This is a genomic window from Sediminimonas qiaohouensis DSM 21189 (assembly GCF_000423645.1).
GTDB lineage: Bacteria > Pseudomonadota > Alphaproteobacteria > Rhodobacterales > Rhodobacteraceae > Sediminimonas > Sediminimonas qiaohouensis.
Window position 1 is genome coordinate 1 of the sequence record NZ_AUIJ01000014.1, and the last position, 25,557, is coordinate 25,557.

The window sequence follows — 25,557 nt, forward strand, 5'->3', positions numbered from 1 at the left end:
TGCTGGATGGGAAGGACATCACCGGTCAGGCGCCGGAACGAATGGTCGCGCACGGAATGGCGTATGTCCCGCAGGTATCCAACGTCTTTGGAACTATGACCGTCCTGGAAAATCTCGAGATCGGAGGGGCGCGCCTGTCCCGATCGCGGCGCGAAGCGCGCATCGAGGAGATGGTTTCGCTTTTCCCGGTGTTGGGCGAGCGGCGCAAACAGTTGGCAGGCACGCTCTCTGGCGGGGAACGGCAGATGCTGGCGCTGGCGCGCGCGCTCATCCCCGAGCCGTCGGTCATTTTGCTGGACGAACCCTCGGCCGGGGTGGCGCCGAAGATCGTTGAAGAAATCTTTCAACTGGTCGCCGGGCTCCGCCAGACCGGCGTTTCCGTCCTGATGATTGAGCAGAACGCCCGACAGGCCCTGCCGTATGTCGATCGCGGCTATGTTCTCGAAGGCGGCGCGGTCAAGATGACCGACACGGCCGACTCTCTGCTGCATGACGCCGAGATCGCCAAGCTCTATCTGGGCGGCTGATGCAGATACGGTGATACTTGACGATAACACATAACCCACGCGTGCGACACGAAGGATCCAGACGGCGATCGTATTGGATCGCTCGATGCGGACCTTCCCCGCGAGGCCTTCATCCACATTCGGGATGGATTCGGCGGCCGCACTGGAGCCGCCGAGACATGCCTGAAAGCCATACGCGCAGCATATAAATGGGGCCAAGATTGGTGGTATCCCCCAAACAGCCCCGTATTCAGTGTGAAGTCAGGGCACGAGAATAAAGGGGGCGCGACTCCGTGGAGCGCCGAAGATGTTGAGAAATTCTTGAATAAGCACGGCCCAGGCGCCATGGCCCGGCTATGGTTTTGTCTGGCGCATGCGACACACGGGAGGATTGGCGATGCCCCGACTCTCGGGCCAGGCAACGAGCGCGTTCATGACGGTGTGCGTCAACTTGAGTAGCAGCCAAGGAAAAAGGGTCTGCCTTCGTTGCACTTCCATTCGACGGAGCGCTCGCCGAAGAACTTGAACACCATACCGATCGGGAGACATACCTTGCGACTGAATATGGAAAGCCCTTCGCGTCATCGGGTAGCCTCGACAACCGTGTGCGAAAATGGGTCATCGCCGCGGGCCTCGTTGGCCCAAACGGGAAGGCGAAGCGATCGCAGCACGGTATCCGGAAAGGAGTTGCGGCAGCCATGGCAGAGAATGGCGCGACCGAATACGAACTGATGTCATCGTTCGGATGGACAGCAGCAAAGACAGCGGGAATCTACACCAAGAGATTCCAGCGCCGAGGGGCTGCGGCGGCCGCTTCCCGGCGGCTTGCTGGCGCGCAAGATGGACCACGGCCAGAAATTCGTGGTCCAGTTTCTGGCCTAAGTGTCAGTAAAACAAGGGAAAAATAGGTGTAGTGGTAGCCCGTAGGGGAATCGAACCCCTCTTTCCAGGTTGAAAACCTGGCGTCCTAACCGATAGACGAACGGGCCATCCTTGGCGTGAGGCGGTATCTAGGCAAAGCGGCCTCTGCGTGCAAGGGAAAATTTTGCCGGATTTGCAGTTTTTTACTCGCCGCCGTCCGCGGCGGGGCTGGCGTCTTCGAGGCGGAGCTGAACGCTCTTGCGTCCGCCCCATTCGTTGATCTCGAGTCGGCCGGCGAGGTGAAAGCGTTTGCCGCCGTGGTTTTCCAACGCGGCGCCCATCGGGCCGTCGTATGCACCGAATGCGATCGCGTCCATGGTGGCGCCCATTCCATCGCCAAAGCGGATCTTGAGGTGGCTATCGCCGACGCGACGGGCATAGCGCAGTTCCATGTCCGCGAACGCAAATCGCGGCGCGGGGGCCCCGGCGCCGAAGGGGCCGGCGGCCTCGATCCTCTCGATCAGCTCGACCGTCGCGGCGCCGGGCATCAGCACACCGTCAAGGCGCAGGTCGGCCGGGCCGGCCTCGCCCGCGCCCTGCCGCGCCAGCAGCTCCGACAGGCGAGTCATGGCGGGCTCCAGCAGTTCGCGCGCCACGCTTAACCCTGCCGCCATTCGGTGCCCGCCGCCCTTGAGGAGCAGCCCTTCGGCCGCCAGCCGCTGTATCGCCGCGCCCAGGTCCACGCCGGCGACGGAACGGCCCGAGCCCTTGCCTTCATCACCATCCAGGCCGATCACGATGGCGGGGCGATTGGTCGCTTCCTTGAGGCGCGAGGCGACGATCCCCACGACCCCGGGATGCCAGCCCTCGCCAGCCGCCCAGACCAGCGGCGCGTCCAGCCCGCGATCCTCAGCCTGTTGCATGGCGGCGGCGCGCACGGCGGCTTCGACCTCGCGTCGCTCTGTGTTCAATTCCTCAAGCCGGTCGGCCATGGCCCGTGCCTCAGCGATGTCGGTGCAGGCCAGTAGGCGCGCGCCCAGATCGGCCTTGCCGATGCGACCGCCCGCGTTCACGCGCGGCCCCAGGACAAAGCCCAGGTGATAGGAATTGGGCGCCTTGTCCAGTCGCGCCACATCGCACAGCGCAACCAGTCCGGGGCGTTCACGGCGGGCCATGACGCGCAGGCCCTGCCGGACGAAGGCGCGGTTGACGCCGGTCAGGGGGGCGACATCGGCCACCGTGGCCAGCGCGACCAGGTCCAGCATCGCCATCAGGTCCGGCCCCTGAGTGCCCGCCGCGCGCAACTGCCGCCCCGCTTCGACCAGCATGAGGAACACCACCGCCGCGGCGCACAGGTGGCCCTGATCGCCGGTCTCGTCCTGCCGGTTGGGGTTCACCACCGCCTGCGCCGGCGGTAGGGTTTCACCGCCAAGGTGATGATCGAGGACGATCACATCAGCGCCCAAGGCCACCGCCGCGGCGATCGGCTCGTGCGAGAGAGTGCCGCAATCAACGCATATGATCAGATCATGCGTGCGCGCCAGCTGTTCCATCGCGGGGGTGTTGGGGCCATATCCCTCGTCGATCCTGTCGGGCACATAGAGCGTTGCCTCGCGGCCCATCCGGCGCATCCAGTCCAGCAAAAGCGCCGCAGAGGTGCCGCCGTCGACGTCGTAGTCGGCGAAGATCGCGACCCGTTCGGTGCCGCTGCCCACTGCGGCCAGGAAACGCACGGCGGCTTTCTCCATATCGCGCAGGCCGCGCGGGTTGGGCATCAGATCGCGCAGTTGTGGTTCAAGAAACGCGGCGGCGGCCTCGGGGGCAACGCCGCGCCGGGCCAGCGTCATGCACACGGGCGCCGGCAGGGCGGTGCTTTGCGCCATTGCCTCGGCCATGCGCTCCACCTCCTGCCCGGGCCCGATCCAGCGGCGCGCGGTCAGTGATGCGTCGACTCCCAGAAAACTCACGGTGTGCTTTCCCATTGCTCAAGCGGTCTCAGTGTCCCGAGGTCCCCACCGGCCGGTACGATATGCGGCTCAGACCGTTTCGATCCGCAACGCGACGGGGCTTTCGGTGACATCATCGGTTGCTTGCATTGCCTCCAGCGCGGCGTCGATGGCCGCGCGCGTGGTCTTGTGGGTCACGATCAGGATCGGCGCGCTGTCGTCGGGGTGATCATACTGGCGCATCCGGTGGATCGAAACGCCCGCCTCGCCGAGCATCGCCGCGATACGCGCCAGCGTGCCGGGCCGGTCCCTCAGCGACATGCGCAGGTAATAGGGTGCAGGCAGCGCCGTGCGGGCCGGCTTGGCCTGCGTCAAGGTCGTGGCGGGCTGGCCAAACACCGTGCTACGGGTGCCGCGTGCGATATCGCAGATGTCGCCCATCACCGCGCTTGCGGTGGGGCCTTCGCCGGCACCGGCGCCGCGCATCACGATCTGGCCGACTGCATCACCTTCGAGCACCACCATGTTGGTGCCGCCTTCGAGCTGTCCAAGCGGCGAGGCCGCCGGAACCAGGCAGGGCGACATCCGCTGTTCCAGGCCGCGACCTGTCATCTGTGCCACGCCCAGCAACTTGATGCGGTAGCCCATATCGGCGGCGTGGCGAATATCCTCGAGCGCGATGCGGTCGATGCCTTCAAGCTCCACCGCGTCGAAACTGACCTGCGTGCCAAAGGCGATCGACGACAGGATCGCCAGCTTGTGGCCGGCGTCGATGCCGCCGACATCAAGCCTCGGGTCGGCCTCGAGAAAGCCTAGGCGCGCGGCCTCTTCGAAGAGCGCGTTATAGCCCAGCCCCTCGGCCTCCATCCGGGTCAGGATGTAGTTGCAGGTGCCGTTCATGACGCCCATCACGCGGGTGATGCCATTGGCCGCCAGCCCCTCGGACAGGGTCTTGACCACCGGGATGCCGCCCGCGACCGCCGCTTCGAAGCGGATCACGCGCCCGGCGGCTTCGGCGGCTTCGGCGAGTGCCTGGCCGTGGATGGCAAGCATTGCCTTGTTGGCGGTGACAACGTCCTTACCGGCCTCGATCGCGGCCTCCGTCGCGGCCTTGGCGGGGCCATCGCTACCGCCCATGAGTTCCACCAGAACATCGACATCATCACGCCGGGCCAGCGCGACGGGGTCGTCTTCCCAATCGTAGCGGTCCAGGTTGACGCCGCGATCCTTGTCGCGGTTGCGCGCCGACACGGCGGTGATCACGATGTCGCGCCCGGTGCGGGCCGAGAGCAGCGCGGCTTGCGTCCGCACAATTCGGATCACGCCGACACCGACGGTTCCCAATCCGGCAATCCCTAGGCGCAGGGGCTGTGTCATCGTGATCTCCGTTCTTGGTCATGTTTGCGTGTTGATGGCGATGTACCGGGTTCGCCCCCACCTTGCAACGCGGCAATCGCCGGACCGGGGGCGCTGCCCCCGGACCCCCGGGATATTTCCGGCCAGAAGAAACACCGTGCGCGGCGGGTGTCGGGGGTCAGGGCGTTTCGGCGCGCAGCCGTGCGGCGCGGGCGCGCAGGGCGTCGGCGCGCGCCTTCAGGGCCTCTTCCTGGGTGTCGGGATCAGAGCGCGCGCTGTCCTGCGGATCGTCCAGCAGCGGCTCGATCGGTTTGAGGGCCGGGTAGGGGGCCTGTTCGTCTTGGGGCGCGACGGTATCATCGAGGGCGGGAAACCGGGTGCAGCCCGGGATCGCGGGAAGCAGTACTGTCAGGATCATGAGGCAGGCAAGGGTGCGCATCGTGCGGTCCGTTCATCCGTGTGCATCATGTGTGCCGCACTCCCGCGTGGCTTGCAAGACGGGGCTTTGATATGAACGCGCGTTCAGTTAAGCAGGCTCCATGGCACGAACGCAGGGGTCTCATTCGGATATCACCGGGCCGCGGGTACACCGCGCGGCGCTGCGGTTGTTTGCGCGGCATGGGTTTGCCGCCGTGTCGATGCGCCAGATAGCAGCCGAGGTGGGCGTGCAGGCAGGTGCCCTCTACAACTACACGACCGACAAGCAGAGCCTGCTGTTCGACCTGATGCGCGAGCACATGCATGAATTGCTGGCGGCGCGCGCGGAGCTGGCCCAGGGCCGCGATGCGCTTGAGCGGCTGGAGGCATTCACGCGGTTCCATATTCGGTTTCATCTTGATCGTCCGGATGCGGTGTTCGTGTCCTACATGGAGTTGCGCAGCCTGACGCCGGGCAATTTCGAGGTGATCGAGAGCTTGCGCCGCACCTACGAGGACCAACTGGAGCAGATCCTGCGCGAGGGGGTGCGTGACGGGGTGTTCGCGGTGCCCGACAGCAAGATCGTCACTTTGGCGGTGATCGCGATGCTGACCGGGGTCACCACCTGGTACCGCAGCGCCGGCCGCTTGAGCGCGGGCGAGGTGGAACAGGTATACTGGGACATGGTGCGCAAGGCTGTCTCGGCAGTATAGGGCGTGCCCCGCGCATTGCCCCCTCGCATCCCGGCGCTTGGCAGGATATGCGTTCGCGGCGGGATCAAGGAAGGAAACAGGCGATGACGAGCGAGACCGGCCCGGACAAGGGCCCACAGCAGACAGAGGCACCGGAGGTTATGGCGCGGGTCGGGGCGACCGGGATGCGCCGTCTGATCGGGGTTGGGATGTTGGTGGTGCTGGGGGGCGCGATGCTCTACATCGCTTTGGCCTCGCCGCCGCAAGAGACGGGATGGCAGGTTTTCCTGCTGGTCGTGGGGGGCGGCGCGCTGATCCTATCGGAGAGCATGCGCCGCGCAACGCGGTGGCAGCTGGAACTGACCGAAACAGGCCTGCGCATGAGCGACGGCACGGTGGTGGCGCCGTTGGACATGATAGAGGGGATCGAACGGGGGATGTTCGCTTTCAAGCCATCCAACGGCTTCACGCTTCGCCTCTCCGAGCCGCTGGGGCGTCAGTGGCTTCCTGGGCTGTGGTGGCGCGTTGGCCGCCGCGTGGGCGTGGGCGGTGTCACGCCGCGACCTCAGACCAAGTTCATGGCCGATACGCTGCAGGCGCTGCTGGCAGAGCGCGGCACATTGGGCTGACGCCCGCGCGCGGCCTGCTCAGGGCGCTTGATCGTCAAGATTCCCAAACCAGCTTGGGGGCGAAGCGCGGACGCGTGAAAACCCGGTTGTGCAGATCTTGCGAAAGCGGGCCGATATTGAACGGCGCTGTATAGTGGGACCAGGTTTCGACCAGGATGATGCGCTCGCCATCTGGGACCACTGGTAGCACGTCGGTCATGTCCGCGACGTTGGAGGCGGTCAAAGCATCGACATCCCCGCGTGTTTGTGACCAGTCACGCCTGAACTTCTTGCTCTTCTCGTGCCAGCGGACGACGGTGACCCGGAGCCGCGCGGTGTCGTCAGAGCGCGCGAGGAACTTGAACATGTTGTCCAGGCCATCGAGATAGTCGTTGTTTATCGCGGTGGTCTCGCGCGAGAGCATGTCGCCAATCGTAAAGGCCGCTTTCTGGTTGATGCTGGTTTGGCGAAAGGCGTCGAAGAAAACGAACATCGCCATGTAGGCCCAAAACAGGATAGGCAGTATTATCACTGCTTCTACCGCAACGGTGGCGCTCGTTTCCTTGCGGAACCTGCGAAAGAAGCCTTTGATCGCATTTGGTAAAATCATCACAGTGGCTCCTGCACGAAGGCCGTACTACTTACCATGGCGGCATACCCCGCCCCGTCCTTGGTCAGTGCATCACCCAGTCCCGTGAGTGGAAAGAGGGGCTGATACTTCACGCAGACCCGGATCACCATCATCTGGTTTTCCTGTCCGTTTTCGAAGGTGCGGACGGGTTTCACCTCTTTTGATTGATCGGTGCAATCGGGCGTCGGATCTGGGGCGACCCAGTTGCGTGGGTCAATCTGGATCATCTCGACGCGCAGGTTGTCGTTGCAATCGGGGATCATTGCTGCGGTATCGCAGATCTGCGTCTTGATTTCGCTGTGTTGCGGTGCGCTGCCGGTGCCCAGGCGGATGTCCCGCACCGTCATGTCCACAGCGCGCTCCAGCATCGTGTGCCGCATGGTGATGAAGCCCAGCTCGGCCGACGAGAGCAGGAAGAACACCATCACGGGAAACATGATGACGAACTCCAGGGTCGGGTTGGCCCGCTCGTCGCGCCAGAACCCTATGAACCGCATGTGCGTGCGTGTCATTGAGTCAGCCTCAGCTTACTGATGGATGCGGCGATGGAGGCGAATGCCTCTTCGATTTCCAGGCCCTCAACGTCGAAATAATGGCTTGCTGAGCTGGCGCAGCGCTTCAATACGCGGCGGCCACTGCGTGGCGCCTCAAAACCGATGGTGAAGACAACAATGCCTTCGTCCTTGGCGGCGTCGCAGATGTGATCGGTGCGCTGATCCTTGGCGGTGCCGTTCAGGTACGTGTAGGCGGAGTTGTACCAGTCGGCCCATCGGCTGCTGCTGAACGCATAGTTGTAATGCGCATTCCATGCGAGTGACACCTGCGCCCACAGCTCGGGGTAGGTCAGGCGCACGGCCGTGCCGGGCTCACTCTGCTCTGAACAGATGTATTGGTCTTGCCAGTTTATAAGTTCCCACTGGCATTGAGTGTAAGTGCCGTTGCCATACGGATGATCGTGCCATTCGTCGGCATGCGGCCAATAGTAGTTGGTCTCCCGTTCGCTTTTGTAAACGGAATACTTGCCTGTCTCCTCGTTGTACCAAACCTCCGAGTCGCCGTCGCGCAGGGAGGGATTGAGCATGTATTGGTCCGTGTTCTGCCCATCCGACATGAGCACCACGATCTTGAGCGTTTCGCCATCGCGATAATCGGCGGGGCGGCCTTCGAAGTCCGAGCTGATCTCGCCCGCCGCGACCAGGTCGCTGACCACGCTGCGCGTGCCGGGATCAAGCAGGGTGGTGCCCCATTTCATTCCGATATCGATCGATGTGTTGCCCTTCGCTGTCAGGCTGTTGATATGGTTGTGAAGTGTCGTGCGATCCCCCGAAAGAGGCAGGATCTCGGACTCGGCCCGCGTCGGGCAGACCGGAGTGCTGATCGGGTCTTCGGAATAGGTGAATACGTCGAAATGCGCGGTGCGCTGCATCGCGACGTCGCGTGCAAGGTTCGGCTTGCTGTACTGATCTGCGATGAAGTTCACGCAGTGCGAATAGTCATGCTCGTGGGTGGTTGTGTACTGGTCAAGAAGGGCCTCGCCCGCGTTGACCTGCGTGGCGTAGGGCACGACCGAAACGGACACATTGCCCTCTTCCGAGTTGTCCAGAATGGTGTCGACGAACCCGCGCGCCGCCGGTTTCAGGCGGCTGAGCCGCGAGTTGCTGTTCATTGAGCCGGAGATGTCGAGGACCAGAGATACCTCAACGCTGCCGATACTTTCCTCGGCGGCGCCGGCGCCTGGGGCGGTTAGGGTTTCGACGCCCGTTAGGTGCATGAAATGCGTGTCAAAGGTGCTTCTGGCCGTGGCCTGCACCTTGCGAAAGCCCACGCCCTGGGTGACGGTGACATCGTCGCGGGTCAGGTGGTTGCCCAGCCCCGACTTGTCGAAGTAGTTCATCACCACGTCTTTGGGGTCCAATGTCTGGTCCAGGTCGGCGGCGGCCAGCACCGCACGATCAAGCGTGTTCTGGAGGCGCGTCCGCTCCATCTCGAAGCGCATGAGATCGACACCGATGCCGCCGACAAGGATCATGATCAGGAACATGTAGAGGGACAGTATCACCATGACGCCGTCTTCTTGGCGCGCGAAACGATGCATGTGACGTAGGACGCGATCCCGCACCGAATGGGCGTCGCACGATGGCTTCGCTTTTTGACACAGTCGCATGAAGAGTACCCCTATTGCGCAACGATTCGCCGCTCCCCAACCGGACGAACGGCAGGCGCCATTAATCACCTGTAAAGATGGCCGAATTTGGGCGGAAGTTCGTCAGGCCACCTGCTATATTCCGAATGTGAGTAAACAAAAATGCCAAATATCTGGAATTGATCGACTTTAAGAAATGGTAATCGAGCAAGTTTCCGAAAAATCTGTGCGCTTTCGTCGCGATTTTCGCGGGAAGTCATGGATTGACGGTTTCATTTTGCGTTCAAACGCGCAACCTTTCTGGTACTGCCCTGCAAACATGCAACAATCAGGTTTTGCGCCCGCAATTTGAGCGATCGCACCCAGGAGGACCCCAAGAGATGGCCGAGATCAAAGAGCCAACCTTTCGCGAAAGTGTAGATTTGATGTTCAACCGCGCGGTGGCGCTCATGGATATCGCTCCTGGTCTGGAGGAAAAGATACGAGTTGCCAACTCGACCTACACGGTGCGGTTCGGTGTGCGGTTGCGAGGGCGGATGCATACGTTCACGGGATACCGATCCGTCCATTCCGAACATATGGAGCCGGTCAAGGGCGGCATCCGCTACGCCATGGAGGTCAATCAAGACGAGGTGGAGGCGTTGGCGGCCCTGATGACCTATAAATGCGCCCTGGTCGAGGCCCCCTTTGGCGGGTCAAAGGGCGGGCTTCGCATCGATCCGCGCGAATGGGACGAGCACGAGCTGGAGCTGATCACCCGCCGGTTTGCCTATGAGCTTATCAAGCGCGACCTGATCGACCCGGCGCAAAACGTGCCGGCCCCCGACATGGGAACCAGCGAACGCGAGATGGCATGGATCGCGGACCAGTACGCGCGCATGAACACCACCGACATCAACAGCCGCGCCTGCGTGACCGGCAAGCCGATCGACAACGGCGGCATCGCCGGGCGGGTCGAGGCCACGGGGCGCGGCGTGCAATACGCCCTGCGCGAGTTTTTCCGCCACCCGGAGGACGTGGCGGCCGCGGGCCTTGAGGGCAAGCTGGAGGGCAAGCGCGTGATCGTGCAGGGACTCGGGAACGTTGGCTATCACGCGGCCAAGTTTCTGCATGGCGAGGACGGCGCGCTTATCACCGGCATTATTGAGCGGGATGGCGCGCTGTATAATGAAAAGGGCCTGGATGTCGAAGCCGTGAGGGAATGGATCGTCAAGCATGGTGGCGTGACAGGGTACCCCGATGCGGTGCATTCCGCAGAAGGCGCCAGCGTTCTGGAAGCCGAGTGCGACATCCTGATCCCGGCCGCATTGGAGGGCGTGATCAACCGCAGCAACGCGGAGCGGATCAAGGCGCCGCTGATTATCGAGGCAGCGAACGGCCCGGTCACGGCCGGCGCCGATGACATCCTGCGCGAGAAGGGCGTCATCATCATCCCCGACATGTATGCCAACGCCGGCGGTGTGACCGTGTCCTATTTCGAATGGGTGAAGAACCTCAGCCATATCAGGTTCGGCCGCCTGCAACGCCGCCAGGAAGAGGCGCGCCACCAGCTTGTTGTAGACGAGTTGGAGCGGCTGGACCGCTACCTGGGCGATGCGTGGTCGATCCGCCCGGAGTTCAAGGAAAAGTACCTGCGCGGCGCGGACGAGCTTGAACTGGTGCGCTCGGGGCTCGATGACACGATGCGCATTGCCTATCAATCCATGCGCGAGGTCTGGCATGGGCGCGACGACGTCCACGATCTGCGCACCGCCGCCTATATCTGCGCGATCAGCCGCGTTGTCGCCAGCTATCGTGCCAAGGGGATCTGAGTCGCTCTCAGCCTCGATCGTGTGATTCCCGCCGCCGAGAGGTGTTTACGGCGCGGCGGCGGGACCACGCACATCCGGTTCAAGAGTTTCTGAAGCACGCTTCAGCGCAGTTGGCACAACGCGTGCCCCGGCGCCGAGTTGCGTCGTGCATTGACCCGGGAATGTCGAAAACCCCTGCTGCTGGCGCAGTTGCCCATTGCTATGCTGCGCCGGAGTTGGTTCAGTTGGACCGCACGGATACGAGGGGGATGTCATGCGCTTTTCGGGACTGCGCGTTCTTAAGGAAGGGTTGACCGGCAACAAGGGCTGGCAGCCCCACTGGCGCGACCCCGAGCCGAAACCGGCCTATGACATGATCATCATCGGCGGTGGCGGCCACGGATTGGCGACGGCCTACTACCTCGCGCGTGAACACGGGCTGACCAATGTCGCGGTCCTGGAAAAGGGCTATATCGGGGGCGGCAACGTCGGGCGCAACACGACCATCGTGCGGGCCAACTATTTCCTGCCGGGGAACTCGGAATTCTACAGCCATTCGCTAAGGTTGTGGGAGGGACTTGAGCAAGAACTCAACTACAACGTGATGCATTCGCAGCGGGGGCTCATCAACCTGTTCCACTCGGACGGGCAGCGAGACGCCTTTGCGCGGCGCGGCAACGCGATGATCAACCAGGGCGACGATGCCGAACTGCTGGACCGTGACGGCGTGCGCCGGCATTTGCCCTACCTGGATTTCGACAACGCGCGCTTTCCCATCTATGGCGGGCTGTACCATCCGCGCGGCGGCACCGCCCGGCACGACGCGGTGGCGTGGGGCTATGCGCGCGGCGCCGATCAGCGCGGCGTGGACCTGATCCAGAATTGCGAGGTCACCGGCATCGACATCGAGCAGGGCCGCGTGACCGGGGTGCAGACAACGCGCGGCGCGATCCGCGCGAAAAAGGTGGGCATCGTGGTGGCCGGCCGCTCGGGACAGGTGGCGGCGATGGCGGGGATGCGCCTGCCGATCGAAAGCCATATCCTGCAGGCCTTTGTCACCGAGGGGCTGAAGCCGTGCATCGATCACGTGGTCAGCTTCGGCATGGGGCATTTCTACATCAGCCAGTCCGACAAGGGGGGGCTGGTGTTTGGCGGTGACCTGGATTTCTACGCCTCCTACGCGCAGCGCGGCAACATGCCGATGATGGAGCACGTGATGGAGGCGGGCATGACCCTGATGCCGATGATCGGCAAGGCGCGGGTGCTGCGCAGTTGGGGCGGGATCATGGACATGACACCCGATGGATCGCCCGTCATCGACAAGGCGCCGGTTGAGGGGCTCTACCTGAACTGCGGCTGGTGCTATGGCGGGTTCAAGGCGGTGCCGGGGTCGGGCTACAGCTTTGCGCATCTGATGGCCACCGACCGCCCGCACGCGCCGGCGGCTGGTTTCCGGCTGGATCGTTTCCAGACGGGGCGCGGTTTGATGGACGAGGAAGGCACCGGCAGCCAGCACAACCTGCACTGAGGCGCCAGTGGGAAAGGACGGTATCTTGAGTATTTACAGCAAGATGAAGCGCAGGAGGAGCGCATGAGGATCAGCTGTCCGATTTGCGGCGAACGCGACCGGCGCGAGTTCTACTACCAGGGTGCGGCGGTGGCCCTTGACCGTCCCGCGCCCGATGCCGCGGCGCAGGCGTGGGATGATTACCTTCACAACCGCGACAACCCGGCGGGGCCGGTGCGCGAGATGTGGCATCACGAGGCCGGCTGCGGTGCATGGTTGGTGGTCACGCGGGATACGGTCACGCATGAAATGCTGGCAAGCGACCTGGCGTCGCGCGTGCAGGAGGCGGGATCATGAGGCTGCCGAAGGGGGGATTGATCGATCGCGATCAGGTGGTGCGTTTCAGCTTTGACGGGCGTCACTACGAGGGTCTGGCGGGGGATACGCTGGCGTCGGCGCTGCTGGCCAACGGGGTGCGGTTGATGGGCCGCTCATTCAAGTATCACCGCCCGCGCGGTGTGCTGACGGCGGGGTCGGAGGAACCAAACGCGTTGGTCACCGTGGGGCAAGGCGGACGGCAGGCGCCGAACCTGCGGGCGACGATGCTGGAACTGCACGAGGGGCTGGTCGCCCGGAGCCAGAATGCGTGGCCGTCGCTGGAGTGGGACCTGCTGGCGCTGAACGATGCGTTCGCCCCGTTTCTGAGCGCGGGGTTCTACTACAAGACATTCATGTGGCCGCGCTCATTTTGGGAAAAGCTGTATGAGCCCATCATTCGCCGCGCCGCCGGGCTGGGGGCGCTGTCGGGCGCGCATGATAGCGATACCTACGAGAAGGCGCATGTCCATTGCGATCTGCTGGTGATCGGCGGCGGCCCGGCCGGGTTGATGGCGGCCTTGGTGGCGGCGCGCGCAGGCGCCGATGTGATCCTGGCCGACGAGGATACGCGCGTTGGCGGCCGGTTGAACGCCGAACGCGAAGACGTGGATGGCAAGCCCGGCCACGCGTGGGCCTCAGAGGTCGAAGCCGAGTTGGCAGCGATGGAGAACGTACGCGTGATGACACGCACCACCGTCACCGGAGCCTATGACCAGGGCAGCTATGGCGCGTTGGAACGGCTGCCAGCCGATGTGGCGGCGCGCGCCGGTGCGCCGCGTGAGTGTTTCTGGCGGATCGTGGCGCGGCGCGCGGTGATGGCTGCGGGGGCGCTGGAGCGGCCTGTGGCCTTTGCGGGCAACGACCGGCCCGGCGTGATGATGGCCGGGGCAGTGCGGGCATATATCAACAGATGGGCGGTTGCGCCGGGGCGCCGCGTGGCCGTTTTCGGCAACAACGACGGCGCGCACCGCACGGCGGCCGATCTGGTCGCGGCGGGAGTGCACGTGGCTGCCCTGGTGGATTCGCGCCCCGATGCGCGCAACGATCTGGATGTGCCGTTCTTTGCCGGCGCGCAGGTTTGCGGCAGCAGTGGGCGCAAGGCGCTGGAGGCGGTCGAGATCGAGGTGGCGCCGGGCCGCCGCGAGAAGATACAGGCCGATTGCCTGGCGATGTCGGGGGGCTGGAACCCGTCGGTGCACCTGGCGTGTCATATGGGCGCGCGGCCCGAGTGGAGCGAAGAGATCGCCGGCTTCGTGCCGCGCGACGGGATGGTGCCGGGGATGTCGGCGGCCGGGGCCTGCGCCGGCGCGATGTCTACGCATGCCTGTCTGCGCGACGGCGCCAAGGCTGCGCAAGACGCGCTGGGGGAATTGGGCCTCAAGGCGGCAAAGCTTCCTGATGTGCCTGACGCGGGCGATGCGCCCTATAGGATCAGGCCGCTGTGGCAGGTGCCGGGGCGTGGGCGCGCTTGGCTGGATTTCCAGAACGATGTGACGGTCAAGGATGTGACCCTTGCCGCGCGCGAGAACTTTCGCAGCGTCGAGCACATGAAGCGCTACACCACGCAGGGCATGGCGCCGGACCAGGGCAAGAACTCGAACGTTGGCGCGCTGGCGGTTCTGGCGGATGCCACGGGGCGTTCGATACCCGAAACGGGCACGACCACCTTCCGCCCGCCCTACGTGCCGGTTCCGATCGCGGCCATGGGCGCGGGCGCGCAGGGGCAGGGCTTTGCGCCGCGCCGCCTGACCACAAGCCACGCGGCATCGCTGGCCATGGGGGCGCCGATGATCGAGGTGGGGCTGTGGTATCGTCCGTCGTTTTTCCCCCGCGCGGGCGAGACAACCTGGCGTCAGTCGTGCGACCGCGAGGTTGCGCATGTGCGCGAGGCGGTTGGCATTGCCGATGTCTCGACCCTGGGCAAGATCGATATCCAGGGCGCCGATGCGGCGCGGTTCCTGGACTTCGTCTATACCAACACCTTTTCCACGCTGAAGGTGGGCCGCGTGCGCTATGGCGTGATGCTGCGCGAGGACGGGCATGTCATGGATGACGGCACCACCGCGCGGCTGGGAGAGGATCATTTCGTGATGACCACCACCACCGCCGCCGCGGGACAGGTGATGCGGCACCTGGAGTTCGTGCACCAGTGCCTGTGCCCCGATTGGGATGTTTCCATGATCTCGGTCACTGAACAATGGGCGCAATTCGCGGTCGCCGGGCCGAAATCGCGCGATCTGCTCAATGGCGTGCTGGATATGCCCGTTGACGGCGAGGGTTTTCCGTTCATGGGCTGCGGGGCGGTCACGCTGGCCGGTGTCGCGGCGCGGTTGTTCCGGATATCGTTCTCGGGGGAACATGCCTATGAAATCGCCGTGCCGGCCCGGTATGGCGCAAGCCTGTTCCGGCTGCTGGTTGCCCGCGCCGAGGAAATGGGCGGCGGCGCCTATGGCATGGAGGCGCTCAATGTGCTGCGGTTGGAGAAGGGTTTGCTGACACATGCCGAACTGCATGGCCGCACGACGGCGTTTGACCTGGGAATGGAGCGGATGATCAGCGCGAATAAGGACTGCATCGGTAAGGCCGCCGCCGCCCGCCCCGGCCTGACGGAGCCTGATCGCGAGCGGCTGGTCGGGTTGAAGCCGGTTGGCGCGGTCAAGCAATTGACCGCGGGGGCGCATTTGTTCGACGAGGCAGACGCGGCCACGCGCGAGAACGATCAGGGCTATGTCACCTCGGTCGGGTTTTCGCCGACGCTGGGGCATTACGTTGGGCTGGGCTTTCTCAAACGCGGGTCTGATCGGTATGGCGACGTGATCCGCATGGTTGATCACCTGCGCGGGGTTGAGGCGCTGTGCGAGGTGACCCCGCCAGCATTCTTTGACCCGGACGGAGGGCGCGCACGTGATTGAACTAACCGCCAAGAGCCCCTTTGACGGGATGCTGCCGCTAACCGTGGGGGCGCTGAGCCTGAGCGAGGTTGATACCGGCGCGATGACAGCGCTAAGCGCGCGAAAAGGGCAGGGCGAGGCGTTGGCCTCCGCGTTCAAGCAGGCGCATGGTGTCGCCTGGCCCCGCGCGGGACGCGCCACCGGGCGCGAAGGGTGCCGGGCGTTATGGTTCGGGCATGTGCATGTCCTGCTTATGGGGCCGCCTGCCGCCCCGGCGTTGGCCGAATGGGCGGCATTGGTGGATCAGTCGGATGCCTGGGCGGTTGCCCGGCTCGAAGGGGCGGGCGTGCGCGACGTGCTGGCGCGGCTGACACCGCTGGATTTGCGCGAGGGGCAGTTCAAGCGCGGCCGCACCGCGCGCAGCGAGGTGGCGCACATGCCCGCATCGATCACCCGCATCGGCGCGCAGAGCTACCAGGTGATGGTGTTTCGGGCGATGGCCGGCACCCTCGTGGAAGAGGTGCAAACAGCCATGCAAGGGGTTGCAGCGCGCGCTGGCGGCTGACATCAAGACGCGGAGATTAACGGATAACAGGTGTGTCCAATGATGCGGTTCGCAATGATCGGTATGGTCTTGATCCTGAGTGCCCCCGCCGCGCAGGCCGAAACCGACGAGGAAAAGGCCGCGCGTTGCAGTCAACAGGCCGCGCTGATTGGTGGGCTGGTGGCGCAGCGCAGCGATGGTGCGTCTGTCCAGGACGCGATCCCGACGGTGCGCGAGGCGCATGCCGACATGGATGACCGTTATGTCGCGCTGGTGCCGGTCCTTGCCGATTGGGTTTATTCTCTGCCGCAAGAGCAGCTTGGCGCCGGCGTGGCCGATAGTTTCGAGGCGGCTTGCGTGGGATATGACGCCTGACCGCGCCATGGCCCATGGTCAAGCCGGGGCGCGGAGGCTATATTATGCGCCATGAGCCTGCCCCCCGGATTCCTTGATGAACTGCGCACCCGCACCTCGCTAAGCCAGGTGGTCAGCCGCAAGGTGATCTGGGATACCCGCAAGTCCAACCAGGGCAAGGGCGACATGTGGGCGCCGTGTCCGTTCCACCAGGAAAAGACGGCCAGTTTCCACGTCGATGACCGCAAGGGGTTCTATTACTGCTTTGGCTGCCACGCCAAGGGCGACGCGATTTCCTTCGTCCGGGAAACCGAAAACGTCGATTTCATGGAGGCGGTCGAGATCCTTGCGCGCGAGGCGGGCATGTCGATGCCCGCGCGTGATCCACAGGCACAGCAAAAGGCCGACCGGCGCAGTCAACTGGCCGAGGTGATGGAGATGGCCCTGCGCCATTTCCGCATGCAGTTGCAGACACAGGCAGGGACAGAGGCGCGCGAGTACCTGGCGCGCCGAGGCCTGGATCAGGGCGCGCAGGACAGATTTGAGATCGGATTTGCGCCCGACAGTTGGCAGGGGCTGTGGGATCACCTGAAATCCGCCGGGGTGTCCGATGATTTGATCCTCGATTGCGGGTTGGCCAAAACGGCGCAATCCGGCGATCGACGCTATGATACGTTCCGCGGGCGTATCATGTTCCCGATCCGCGATCCGCGCGGGCGCTGCATTGCCTTTGGCGGGCGCGCGATGGATCCCACTGATAACGCCAAGTACCTCAACAGCCCCGAGACCGAGCTGTTCGACAAGGGGCACACGCTCTATAATCACGGGCCCGCGCGCGAGGCAGCCGGCAAGGGCCAGCCCCTGATCGTGGCCGAAGGCTACATGGATGTGATCGCGCTTGGCGAGGCGGGCTTTGGTGCGGCGGTGGCCCCCTTGGGAACCGCGGTGACCGAGACGCAGTTGCAACTGCTTTGGCGGATCGCGCAGGAGCCGGTGATCGCGCTGGATGGCGACGCGGCGGGGCTGCGGGCCGCTTATCGCCTGATTGACTTGGCATTGCCGCTGCTGGAGGCGGGGCAATCGCTACGCTTTGCGATCCTGCCGCCGGGCAAGGACCCGGATGATTTGCTGCGCGCGGGCGGCGCGCGCGCCATGCATGCGCTGCTGGATCAGGCCATGCCGATGGTCAACCTGCTGTGGCAACGCGAGACTGAGGGGCGCAACTTCGATAGCCCCGAACGGCGCGCCGCGTTGGACAAGGCCCTGCGCGAAAAGCTGCGCGAGATCCGCGATCCGTCGCTGCGCAGCCACTATGGCCAGGCGATCAAGGAAATGCGGTGGACACTGTTCAACCCCCGCCGTGCGCAGAGAGGGGCGCCCCGTAGGCCGGGGGGCGGGGGGCGCGGCGCGTGGATTTCCGCCCCGGCGCCGGCGATGCCGGGCACCAAATCCTCGCTTCTGGTGTCGGGGGACAAGCACACGCAGGACCACTTGCGCGAGGCCGTGATCCTGGCGGCCTTGGTGTGCACGCCCACGGTTATCCCTGAGTTCGAGGCGCAGCTCGACAGGATGGAATGCCGCGCGCCCGAGCACGCGGCGATGCGCGATCTGCTACTGGATCACGCGGCCGGCGCGGTTGCGGCGGCCGGCTCTGATCCGTTGCGGGACGCTATCAAGCAACGTTTGGGTGATAATGCGCTTGAAAACTTGCTGTCGTTGCCCCATGTGGCCATTACACCGCCCGTGCGCTGCCCCGGTGACGCCGACAAGGCCCGCATGACCGTGGCCGAGGAACTGGCCAAGATCGACGCGCTGCGCGGGCTGGATGCCGAGGTGGCCGAGGCGGAAGAGGATGTAACCGGCCTCGCCGATGAGGCGATGACCTGGCGACTGCATCAGGCGGCTGAAATGCGCAACAGGGCGCTGCGCAGCCAACAGGAGGATCGCACCGAATACGATACCGGCCCCAACGGGGCACGAATCAGTCGCACCGAACGTAGCGCGCTGGACGCGTTACTGGATCAAATTGGCCACGCAAAACCCAAGAGCTAGAGGTTTTGATGGAGAACCGTTAAAGAAATCAGGGTAAACGAGTGCGCGAATCAGTTGTGCGCGTTATTGATTCGGGTCACGAATCACCCTGAGCACCAGTCAGCCACCCGTGCAGGAGCATTACATGGCCGCAAAAGACGCCGAGAACACGCAACCGGATGTTTCCGACACCGAGGTCTCGCTGGACATGAGCCAGAACGCCGTCAAAAAGATGATAGCAGAGGCGCGTGAAAAAGGGTTCATCACCTACGATCAGCTAAACAAGGTGTTGCCGCCCGAGCAGGTGTCGTCCGAGCAGATCGAGGATGTGATGTCGATGCTGTCCGAGATGGGCATCAACATCATCGAGGACGAAGAGGCCGAGGAAGAGGATTCCAAGTCCACCGCCATCGTCGAAACCTCGTCCAACCGTGATGTCGCGCTGTCGTCGGGTGCCAGCGACAAGATGGATCGCACCGATGATCCGGTGCGCATGTACCTGCGCGAAATGGGGAGTGTTGAGCTTCTGAGCCGCGAGGGCGAGATTGCCATCGCCAAGCGGATCGAGGCGGGGCGCAACACGATGATCGCGGGGCTGTGTGAAAGCCCGCTGACCTTTCAGGCGATCACGATCTGGCGCGACGAGCTTCTGTCCGAGGACATTCTGCTGCGCGACGTGATCGATCTGGATGCCACCTTCGGCAACCAGCTGGGTGAAGATGCCGACACGAGCGTGGCGCCCGTCGACCCGCCGGTCGAGGCGGCGAATGTCACCTCGGCCCCGGCCAGCGACGAGTCCGAGAAGCAGCCCGAATACGATGCCGACGGCAACCCGATCGCCAAGGATGACGACACCGACGAGGAAGAAGAGCAGGCCAACATGAGCCTCGCCGCGATGGAGGCCGCACTCAAGCCGCGCGTGCTTGAGGCGCTGGACCGCATCGCCGAGGATTACGCCATGCTGTCGGAAATGCAGGACAGCCGCATTTCCGCCACCCTGAACGAGGATTCCTCGTTCTCGGAAAAGGACGAGGCGACCTACCAGAAACTGCGCGCCGAGATTGTCGCGCTGGTCAACGACCTGCACCTGCACAACAACCGGATCGAGGCGCTGATTGATCAGCTTTACGGCATCAACCGGCGCATCATGCAGATCGACAGCGCGATGGTGAAGCTGGCCGACCAGGCACGGATCAACCGCCGCGAGTTCATCGACTGCTACCGCGGATACGAGCTGGACCCGAACTGGCTCGAGAGAATGGCCGAGAAGCCGGGGCGCGGCTGGCAGGCGTTCATCGAGCGGTCCACCGACAAGGCCGAGGCGCTGCGCGCCGACATGGCGCAGGTGGGGCAGTATGTGGGTCTGGATATTTCCGAGTTCCGACGCATCGTTCAGCAAGTCCAGAAGGGCGAGAAAGAGGCGCGCGTCGCCAAGAAAGAGATGGTCGAGGCCAACCTGCGGCTGGTGATCTCGATCGCCAAGAAATACACCAACCGGGGCCTGCAATTCCTGGACCTGATCCAGGAGGGCAACATCGGCCTGATGAAGGCGGTGGACAAGTTCGAGTACCGCCGCGGCTACAAGTTCTCGACCTACGCGACGTGGTGGATCCGGCAGGCGATCACGCGCTCGATCGCCGACCAGGCGCGCACGATCCGCATCCCGGTTCACATGATAGAGACGATCAACAAGCTGGTCCGCACCGGTCGCCAGATGCTGCACGAGATCGGCCGCGAGCCGACGCCCGAGGAACTGGCCGAGAAGCTTCAGATGCCGCTGGAGAAGGTTCGCAAGGTGATGAAGATCGCCAAGGAACCGATCAGCCTGGAGACCCCGATCGGGGACGAGGAAGACAGCCAGCTGGGCGATTTCATCGAGGACAAGAACGCGGTTCTGCCGCTGGATGCGGCGATTCAGGACAACCTCAAGGAAACCACCACGCGGGTACTGTCGAGCCTGACGCCGCGCGAGGAGAGGGTGCTTCGGATGCGGTTCGGGATCGGGATGAACACCGATCACACGCTGGAGGAAGTGGGCCAGCAATTCAGTGTGACGCGGGAAAGAATCCGGCAGATCGAGGCCAAGGCCCTGCGGAAATTGAAGCATCCCAGCCGCAGCCGGAAGTTGCGGTCCTTCCTGGATCAGTGATCAAGGGCCCCTTCCCGGCACTTGGGGAGGGGCGGCGCGCTTCACTGTGGGCGCTACAGGCTAAGCCGTTGATTTCATTGTGAAATCAGGATCAGAGGCGGGCGTTTTGCGTGAATTGCCCTGTCGCGACGCCGATCCGGAAAATGCGATCAATTTGCCTAAAATTTCCCTAGCCGACCACCTCGAAGCTTTCGGCGCCTTCTGGGGCGGCGGGGGATTGCTCGATATCCTTGACACTGGCCATTGCAGGGCCGCCGCGCAGGTCGTTTATCAGGCCCCGCACGGCGTCTTGCGGGCCCTCAAGATGCGCCATTACAGTGCCATCGGGCATGTTGCGCACCCAGCCCTTGATGCCGCGCCGGCGTGCGGCGCGCTGTGCCCAGGCGCGGTAAGAGACCCCCTGTACGCGGCCAGATATTTGCACTTGCTTCGCGGAAATGTCTGTCATCGGGTACTTGCCTCCGATAGGGCGCGCCGGCGCGAGGGGGATCGCGGCGGACGCATGACCGCCTGTTTGGCGATCAGGGGTTGACGTTTGGGACAGAACGCGAACATCCTGTCCTCTCTTGAACCAAGGATCACATTGAATGCTTGACTTTTCAACCTTTTCAACGACGACCTTGATCCTGTTTGCGGCAGTTGTGGTCGCGTTGGTGGCGCTGTTGTGGGCGTTGCGGCGGGTGGCGGCGGTGCGCTCGGACCTGGCCGACGCGCAGGTCACGTTGGCCCGTTTGGAGGAACGCGCCAGCGGCGCCGAGCAGCGCGAGGCGGACGCCGCCGCCTATCGCGCTCAGCAAGAGGAACAAGCCCGCCGCGCGCATGAGGAGCTGCGCTCCGCGCTGGAGGACGAGCGCCGCGCGCTGGAGCAGGAACGCCGTCAGGTCGCCGAACGCGACACCCGCATAGGCGAGTTGAAAACCACGCTTCACAAAGAGCGCGAGGCCGGCGATGAGCAGCTCAAGCTGCTCAAATCGGTACGCGAGGACATGGAGGCGCGGTTCAAGGCGCTGGCGGATCATTCGGTCAAGACGCAGGGCGAGACGCTTTCCAAGCTGAGCCAGGAGCGGCTTGAGGCGCTGTTGAAACCGCTGCGCGAGAATGTCGGCAAGTTCGAGACGGAGTTACGCCACGCCCATCAGGGCGCCGCCAAGGAACGCGAGCGCCTGAAGACCGAGATCGAGCAGCTATCGGCCAAGTCGCAGGCGATTTCGGACCAGGCGGTGAACCTGACCCGCGCGCTGAAGGGCGACACGCGCCAGCAGGGCGCATGGGGCGAGATGATCCTGACCAGCCTGCTGGAGCGGTCGGGCCTGCGCGAGGACGAGGAATATTTCACCCAAAGCCATGCCACCGACGAGGAAGGGCGCCGCTATCGCCCCGACGTGGTGGTGCGCTTGCCGGGATCGAAAAGCCTTGTGATCGATTCCAAGGTGTCGCTGGTGGCGTATGAACGCGCGGTGAATGCTGAAACGGACGAGGAGCGCGCGATTGCCCTGCGCCAGCATCTGACGGCGATGAAGGCGCATATCGACGGGCTGTCGTCGAAGGCCTATCACCGGGTCACGGATGAAACGGTGGATTACGTGGTGATGTTCCTGCCGATCGAGGGGGCGCTGTCGGAGGCGCTGCGCGCGCAGGGGGATCTGACGGGCTATGCGCTGGAGCGGCATGTGACGATCGCGACGCCGACGACCCTGATGATGGCGCTGCGCACGATCGAAAACGTCTGGGCGGTGGAGCGGCGCACGCGTAACGCCGAGGAAATCGCCGACCGCGCCGGGCGCCTTTATGACAAGGTGGCGGGGTTCGTCGACGCAATGCAGGAGGTGGGCACGCGCCTTGATCAGGCGACGCGTGCGCATGGCACCGCGATGAGCCGGCTATCGACGGGATCGGGCAACGTGATCGGGCAGGTCGAGAAGCTACGCAGCCTTGGCGCCAAGACCAGCAAGAGCATCGCCGTACAAAGCGAGGATGGCGGCGCGATCGAGGATCAGGGAGATGATGGGGAGCGAGAGGAGAGCGGGGAGGCGTGATGCCGGAGCAGGCGACATTCACCGTGGGCACACAGGGCGCCGGCCTTTACGAAGTCACGCCGCGGGTGCGCGAGTGGCTACGCGGGCAGGGCGGCGACGGGGTGCTGACGCTGTTTGTTCGGCACACCTCGGCCAGCCTGCTGATACAGGAAAACGCCGATCCCGATGTGCAGGCCGATCTACGCGCGTTTTTCGACCGGCTGGTGCCGCATGCCGATAATCCGGCAATGGGGTACCTGCGCCACCGCTCCGAGGGGCCCGACGACATGCCCGCTCATATCAAGGCCGCGATGATGCCGGTCAGCCTGTCGATCCCGGTGGCGGATGGGCGGGCGGTGCTGGGCACCTGGCAGGGCATTTACCTGTTCGAGCATCGCAGCGCCCCACATAAGCGGCAGATCGCCGCACACCTGTCGCGCGGGTAATGCGCCTTGCCTGCGCGGATCCGTCCGCTAGATTTGAAATAAAGTGACGAGGATCGCAGCCGATGACCGCAGATCGAGCAAAATTGCCGTTTATGCGCGCCGCCCTGCTGGCTGTGCTATGCGCGGCATTCGTGGCCGCGCCTGCGGGCGCCAGCGACCGGTTCACCGCCAAGAACCTGCTTCGCGTTTACGCGCTGGAGCGCGCGGGCGCGTTCGAGGTGGTCGCCGCGCGCGGGGCGGGGCCGAGCGAGATATGGTGCGCCGCTGCCGAGTATGCGCAGGCGCGCCTTGGTCCCGATTTCAGCCGCCGCATTTTCATCTCGCGCCCCTTGTCGCGCAGCGTGCACGAGCCGGCGCGCAAAGGGGTCGGGTTTACCGTAGCCCCGACGCCCAAGGTGCGCGCGGGCCCGCGTCCGGGCGAGGCGGGGGTATTCACGGTGTCGGTGTCTCGGCTGGGGTTCAACCTGTCGACAAGCCACGCCCACAACCTGTGCCGGGGCCTGCGGGACAAGCCCGTCTGCCCGCTTTGCGATTGATCGATCGCGCGGCGCGCCTCGCCTATCTAGAGGCTTCATTTCTCCCCTACCCAAAACCTTGCGGCTGGCCTATAGTGCCTGTGGATAACTGGGGCAGGAACCCCAGACACCGAGGCAGAGACGACAATAAGGGGATCGGCTATGCGCTGCCCGTTTTGCGGAAACATGGACACACAGGTCAAGGATTCACGTCCGGCAGAGGATCATGTCTCGATCCGGCGACGGCGGTTTTGCCCGGCATGCGGAGGCCGGTTCACCACCTACGAGCGCGTGCAACTGCGCGATCTGGTGGTCGTCAAGTCCAACGGCCGACGCGAGGATTTCGACCGCGATAAGCTGGAGCGATCGGTGCGTATTTCGCTGCAAAAGCGGCCGATCGAGCCCGAGCGGATCGACCAGATGGTTTCGGGTATCGTGCGCCGACTTGAAAGCATGGGCGACACCGACATCCCCTCGAAGGTGATCGGCGAGATCGTGATGGAAAGCCTGGCCAGGATCGACACCGTGGCATATGTGAGATTTGCCAGCGTTTACAAGAACTTTCAAGCGGTCGAGGATTTCGACAAGTTCGTGTCCGAGCTGCGCCCGGACGTGCCCCACGAAGAATGAACCCCGATACAGCAACCGATGCGGACACACGTTTCATGGCGCTGGCCCTCTCGCTGGGCCGGAGGGCACAGGGCAACGCGTGGCCCAATCCCGCCGTCGGTTGCGTCATTGAGAAGGACGGGCGCATATTGGGCCGCGGCTGGACCGCGCCGGGAGGGCGACCGCATGCCGAGGTGGCCGCGCTGGCGCAGGCCGGCGCGCGCGCACGCGGCGCAACCGCCCATGTCACGCTTGAGCCCTGCGCCCACCACGGCGAAACCCCGCCCTGCGCGCAGGCGCTGGTCGACGCCGGCATCGCCCGCGTGGTGGCGCCGCTGCAGGACAGCGATCCGCGCGTGTCCGGGCGCGGGTTCGAGATGTTGCGCGCGGCCGGGATCGAGGTGCACACAGGCGTACTGGCCGACCGCGCGGCGCATGACCTGGCGGGGTTTTTCCTCAGCCGCGAGGCGGGGCGGCCATGGCTGACGCTCAAGCTGGCCACCAGCGTTGATGGCCGCATCGCCACCGCAACCGGCGAAAGCCAATGGATCACCGGCCCGCAGGCGCGGCGCGCGGTGCACGCGATGCGCGCCAGCCACGACGCGGTGCTGGTGGGGGCGGGCACGGTGCGCGCGGATGACCCGATGCTGACGGTGCGCGGCCTGGGCCCGGTGCCCTGCCAGCCGGTGCGCGTGGTGGCGTCGCGGCGGCTGGACTTGCCGCTGACCGGGCAACTGGCGCAAAGCGCGCGGCAGGTGCCGTTGTGGCTGTGCCACGGCGACCGCACCGACCCGATGACGCGCGGCGCGTGGGAGGGGCTGGGCGCGCGCCTGCTGCCCTGCGCGGCCGGCGGCCGGCAAATCGACCCGGAGGCGATGTTGCGCACGCTTGGCGCCGAGGGCCTGACACGGGTGTTTTGCGAAGGCGGTGGCGCGCTGGCGGCCTCGCTCCTGATGGCGGGGCTGGTGGACGAGCTTATATGCATCACCGCCGGTGTCGCGCTCGGCGCCGAAGGGCAGCCGGGCATCGGCGCGTTGGGGCTTGAACGGCTCGCCGATGCGCCGCGGATGGTGCTGGCGGAAAGCCGTGCGATCGGGCCGGACGTGCTACACCGCTGGCGGCGCGGCTGAACCGGGATCAGGGGGCGCTGCCCCCGCCGCCCGGTGGG

The 25,557-nt window shown here is 64.6% G+C and carries 24 protein-coding genes, 1 tRNA gene and 1 pseudogene; 18 read left to right on the forward strand and 8 right to left on the reverse strand.

The window, feature by feature from the left end:
- Together G568_RS0112195 and G568_RS20865 are read left to right on the forward strand one after the other, a co-directional pair.
- Positions 1-527, forward strand: a 527-nt coding sequence (locus G568_RS0112195; RefSeq protein WP_026758305.1) for an ABC transporter ATP-binding protein, incomplete at its 5' end; no start/stop codon positions are given.
- 521 nt (positions 528-1,048) lie between these two features.
- Positions 1,049-1,414 (forward strand): annotated as a pseudogene (locus tag G568_RS20865) (site-specific integrase); the annotation flags it as partial.
- 6 nt (positions 1,415-1,420) lie between these two features.
- On the opposite strand, the gene G568_RS0112200 reads toward G568_RS20865, so the two are convergent.
- The 4 genes from G568_RS0112200 to G568_RS18765 form a co-directional block, all read right to left on the reverse strand.
- Positions 1,421-1,495: transfer RNA gene (locus G568_RS0112200), tRNA-Glu, on the reverse strand.
- Positions 1,496-1,570: 75 nt separating this feature from the next.
- Positions 1,571-3,334, reverse strand: coding sequence for a single-stranded-DNA-specific exonuclease RecJ (gene recJ, locus G568_RS0112205; RefSeq protein WP_026758306.1), 1,764 nt, complete (start codon positions 3,332-3,334; stop codon positions 1,571-1,573).
- Between the two features lie 69 nt (positions 3,335-3,403).
- Entirely contained in the window at positions 3,404-4,690 is a 1,287-nt protein-coding gene (locus G568_RS0112210; RefSeq protein WP_026758307.1) for a homoserine dehydrogenase, read from the reverse strand.
- A gap of 157 nt (positions 4,691-4,847) precedes the next feature.
- Entirely contained in the window at positions 4,848-5,087 is a 240-nt protein-coding gene (locus tag G568_RS18765; protein ID WP_211222254.1) for a hypothetical protein, read from the reverse strand.
- A gap of 121 nt (positions 5,088-5,208) precedes the next feature.
- Between G568_RS18765 and G568_RS0112220 the strand changes: the two genes are divergently transcribed.
- Entirely contained in the window at positions 5,209-5,799 is a 591-nt protein-coding gene (locus tag G568_RS0112220) for a TetR/AcrR family transcriptional regulator (RefSeq protein WP_026758308.1), read from the forward strand.
- 83 nt (positions 5,800-5,882) lie between these two features.
- On the forward strand, positions 5,883-6,407 hold the full coding sequence (locus G568_RS0112225; RefSeq protein WP_051202971.1) for a hypothetical protein: 525 nt from the start codon (positions 5,883-5,885) through the stop codon (positions 6,405-6,407).
- Between the two features lie 34 nt (positions 6,408-6,441).
- Here G568_RS0112225 and G568_RS0112230 read toward each other — a convergent pair whose 3' ends face one another.
- From G568_RS0112230 to G568_RS0112240, 3 genes are read right to left on the reverse strand one after another with little or no spacing between them, the layout of a single operon-like run.
- A complete protein-coding gene (locus G568_RS0112230; RefSeq protein WP_037374096.1) occupies positions 6,442-6,996 on the reverse strand; it encodes a TadE/TadG family type IV pilus assembly protein in 555 nt (184 codons plus the stop codon).
- Entirely contained in the window at positions 6,996-7,529 is a 534-nt protein-coding gene (locus G568_RS0112235) for a TadE/TadG family type IV pilus assembly protein (protein WP_026758311.1), read from the reverse strand. Before G568_RS0112235 ends, G568_RS0112230 begins: the two co-directional genes overlap by 1 nt.
- A complete protein-coding gene (locus tag G568_RS0112240) occupies positions 7,526-9,079 on the reverse strand; it encodes a pilus assembly protein TadG-related protein (RefSeq protein WP_245582941.1) in 1,554 nt (517 codons plus the stop codon). The genes G568_RS0112235 and G568_RS0112240 overlap by 4 nt, the downstream gene beginning before the upstream one ends.
- 277 nt (positions 9,080-9,356) lie before the next feature.
- Between G568_RS0112240 and G568_RS20580 the strand changes: the two genes are divergently transcribed.
- From G568_RS20580 to rpoD, 9 genes are all read left to right on the forward strand, one after another.
- Positions 9,357-9,512: a hypothetical protein gene (locus G568_RS20580; protein WP_211222255.1), complete on the forward strand. Its 156-nt coding sequence runs from the start codon at positions 9,357-9,359 to the stop codon at positions 9,510-9,512.
- A gap of 28 nt (positions 9,513-9,540) precedes the next feature.
- Positions 9,541-10,971, forward strand: coding sequence for a Glu/Leu/Phe/Val family dehydrogenase (locus tag G568_RS0112245; protein ID WP_026758313.1), 1,431 nt, complete (start codon positions 9,541-9,543; stop codon positions 10,969-10,971).
- Positions 10,972-11,224: 253 nt separating this feature from the next.
- Positions 11,225-12,478: a sarcosine oxidase subunit beta family protein gene (locus tag G568_RS0112250; protein ID WP_026758314.1), complete on the forward strand. Its 1,254-nt coding sequence runs from the start codon at positions 11,225-11,227 to the stop codon at positions 12,476-12,478.
- A gap of 63 nt (positions 12,479-12,541) precedes the next feature.
- A complete protein-coding gene (locus G568_RS0112255; RefSeq protein WP_026758315.1) occupies positions 12,542-12,814 on the forward strand; it encodes a sarcosine oxidase subunit delta in 273 nt (90 codons plus the stop codon).
- The gene (locus G568_RS0112260) at positions 12,811-15,747 is read left to right on the forward strand and encodes a sarcosine oxidase subunit alpha family protein (RefSeq protein ID WP_026758316.1); all 2,937 of its coding nucleotides are present in this window, start codon (positions 12,811-12,813) and stop codon (positions 15,745-15,747) included. The genes G568_RS0112255 and G568_RS0112260 overlap by 4 nt, the downstream gene beginning before the upstream one ends.
- Positions 15,740-16,291, forward strand: a complete 552-nt coding sequence (locus G568_RS0112265) for a sarcosine oxidase subunit gamma (RefSeq protein WP_026758317.1) — start codon at positions 15,740-15,742, stop codon at positions 16,289-16,291. The genes G568_RS0112260 and G568_RS0112265 overlap by 8 nt, the downstream gene beginning before the upstream one ends.
- Before the next feature lie 39 nt (positions 16,292-16,330).
- Positions 16,331-16,645, forward strand: a complete 315-nt coding sequence (locus G568_RS0112270) for a hypothetical protein (RefSeq protein ID WP_026758318.1) — start codon at positions 16,331-16,333, stop codon at positions 16,643-16,645.
- Positions 16,646-16,696: 51 nt separating this feature from the next.
- Entirely contained in the window at positions 16,697-18,676 is a 1,980-nt protein-coding gene (gene dnaG, locus G568_RS0112275; RefSeq protein WP_026758319.1) for a DNA primase, read from the forward strand.
- A gap of 124 nt (positions 18,677-18,800) precedes the next feature.
- Positions 18,801-20,804: an RNA polymerase sigma factor RpoD gene (gene rpoD, locus G568_RS0112280; RefSeq protein WP_026758320.1), complete on the forward strand. Its 2,004-nt coding sequence runs from the start codon at positions 18,801-18,803 to the stop codon at positions 20,802-20,804.
- 169 nt (positions 20,805-20,973) lie between these two features.
- On the opposite strand, the gene G568_RS0112285 is transcribed toward rpoD, so the two are convergent.
- On the reverse strand, positions 20,974-21,252 hold the full coding sequence (locus tag G568_RS0112285) for an acylphosphatase (RefSeq protein ID WP_026758321.1): 279 nt from the start codon (positions 21,250-21,252) through the stop codon (positions 20,974-20,976).
- 139 nt (positions 21,253-21,391) lie between these two features.
- Between G568_RS0112285 and G568_RS0112290 the strand changes: the two genes are divergently transcribed.
- From G568_RS0112290 to ribD, 5 genes are all read left to right on the forward strand, one after another.
- Complete coding sequence (locus G568_RS0112290) at positions 21,392-22,840, forward strand: DNA recombination protein RmuC (protein WP_026758322.1); 1,449 nt, start codon at positions 21,392-21,394, stop codon at positions 22,838-22,840.
- Complete coding sequence (locus G568_RS0112295) at positions 22,840-23,265, forward strand: secondary thiamine-phosphate synthase enzyme YjbQ (protein WP_037374091.1); 426 nt, start codon at positions 22,840-22,842, stop codon at positions 23,263-23,265. The genes G568_RS0112290 and G568_RS0112295 overlap by 1 nt, the downstream gene beginning before the upstream one ends.
- A 62-nt stretch (positions 23,266-23,327) precedes the next feature.
- The gene (locus tag G568_RS19700) at positions 23,328-23,801 is read left to right on the forward strand and encodes a hypothetical protein (protein ID WP_051202973.1); all 474 of its coding nucleotides are present in this window, start codon (positions 23,328-23,330) and stop codon (positions 23,799-23,801) included.
- Positions 23,802-23,942: 141 nt separating this feature from the next.
- Positions 23,943-24,410 carry a transcriptional regulator NrdR gene (nrdR, locus tag G568_RS0112305; protein WP_026758324.1) on the forward strand — a complete coding sequence of 156 codons (468 nt, stop codon included), beginning with the start codon at positions 23,943-23,945 and terminating at the stop codon, positions 24,408-24,410.
- A complete protein-coding gene (gene ribD, locus G568_RS0112310; protein WP_051202975.1) occupies positions 24,407-25,519 on the forward strand; it encodes a bifunctional diaminohydroxyphosphoribosylaminopyrimidine deaminase/5-amino-6-(5-phosphoribosylamino)uracil reductase RibD in 1,113 nt (370 codons plus the stop codon). The genes nrdR and ribD overlap by 4 nt, the downstream gene beginning before the upstream one ends.
- Positions 25,520-25,557 lie beyond the last annotated feature (38 nt).

What these genes read in the sequence shown, in the direction of transcription:
- G568_RS0112235 (WP_026758311.1), bottom strand. Translation starts at nt 7,529, where the DNA reads ATGACACGCACGCACATGCGGTTCATAGGGTTCTGGCGCGACGAGCGG.
- G568_RS0112270 (WP_026758318.1), top strand. Translation starts at nt 16,331, where the DNA reads ATGATGCGGTTCGCAATGATCGGTATGGTCTTGATCCTGAGTGCCCCC.
- G568_RS20580 (WP_211222255.1), top strand. Translation starts at nt 9,357, where the DNA reads ATGGTAATCGAGCAAGTTTCCGAAAAATCTGTGCGCTTTCGTCGCGAT.
- G568_RS0112250 (WP_026758314.1), top strand. Translation starts at nt 11,225, where the DNA reads ATGCGCTTTTCGGGACTGCGCGTTCTTAAGGAAGGGTTGACCGGCAAC.
- G568_RS0112225 (WP_051202971.1), top strand. Translation starts at nt 5,883, where the DNA reads ATGACGAGCGAGACCGGCCCGGACAAGGGCCCACAGCAGACAGAGGCA.
- G568_RS0112245 (WP_026758313.1), top strand. Translation starts at nt 9,541, where the DNA reads ATGGCCGAGATCAAAGAGCCAACCTTTCGCGAAAGTGTAGATTTGATG.
- G568_RS0112220 (WP_026758308.1), top strand. Translation starts at nt 5,209, where the DNA reads ATGGCACGAACGCAGGGGTCTCATTCGGATATCACCGGGCCGCGGGTA.
- G568_RS18765 (WP_211222254.1), bottom strand. Translation starts at nt 5,087, where the DNA reads ATGATCCTGACAGTACTGCTTCCCGCGATCCCGGGCTGCACCCGGTTT.
- G568_RS0112285 (WP_026758321.1), bottom strand. Translation starts at nt 21,252, where the DNA reads ATGACAGACATTTCCGCGAAGCAAGTGCAAATATCTGGCCGCGTACAG.
- G568_RS0112290 (WP_026758322.1), top strand. Translation starts at nt 21,392, where the DNA reads ATGCTTGACTTTTCAACCTTTTCAACGACGACCTTGATCCTGTTTGCG.
- G568_RS0112260 (WP_026758316.1), top strand. Translation starts at nt 12,811, where the DNA reads ATGAGGCTGCCGAAGGGGGGATTGATCGATCGCGATCAGGTGGTGCGT.
- G568_RS0112210 (WP_026758307.1), bottom strand. Translation starts at nt 4,690, where the DNA reads ATGACACAGCCCCTGCGCCTAGGGATTGCCGGATTGGGAACCGTCGGT.
- G568_RS0112240 (WP_245582941.1), bottom strand. Translation starts at nt 9,079, where the DNA reads ATGGTGATACTGTCCCTCTACATGTTCCTGATCATGATCCTTGTCGGC.
- rpoD (WP_026758320.1), top strand. Translation starts at nt 18,801, where the DNA reads ATGGCCGCAAAAGACGCCGAGAACACGCAACCGGATGTTTCCGACACC.
- G568_RS0112295 (WP_037374091.1), top strand. Translation starts at nt 22,840, where the DNA reads ATGCCGGAGCAGGCGACATTCACCGTGGGCACACAGGGCGCCGGCCTT.
- dnaG (WP_026758319.1), top strand. Translation starts at nt 16,697, where the DNA reads ATGAGCCTGCCCCCCGGATTCCTTGATGAACTGCGCACCCGCACCTCG.
- G568_RS19700 (WP_051202973.1), top strand. Translation starts at nt 23,328, where the DNA reads ATGACCGCAGATCGAGCAAAATTGCCGTTTATGCGCGCCGCCCTGCTG.
- G568_RS0112230 (WP_037374096.1), bottom strand. Translation starts at nt 6,996, where the DNA reads ATGATTTTACCAAATGCGATCAAAGGCTTCTTTCGCAGGTTCCGCAAG.
- nrdR (WP_026758324.1), top strand. Translation starts at nt 23,943, where the DNA reads ATGCGCTGCCCGTTTTGCGGAAACATGGACACACAGGTCAAGGATTCA.
- ribD (WP_051202975.1), top strand. Translation starts at nt 24,407, where the DNA reads ATGAACCCCGATACAGCAACCGATGCGGACACACGTTTCATGGCGCTG.
- G568_RS0112255 (WP_026758315.1), top strand. Translation starts at nt 12,542, where the DNA reads ATGAGGATCAGCTGTCCGATTTGCGGCGAACGCGACCGGCGCGAGTTC.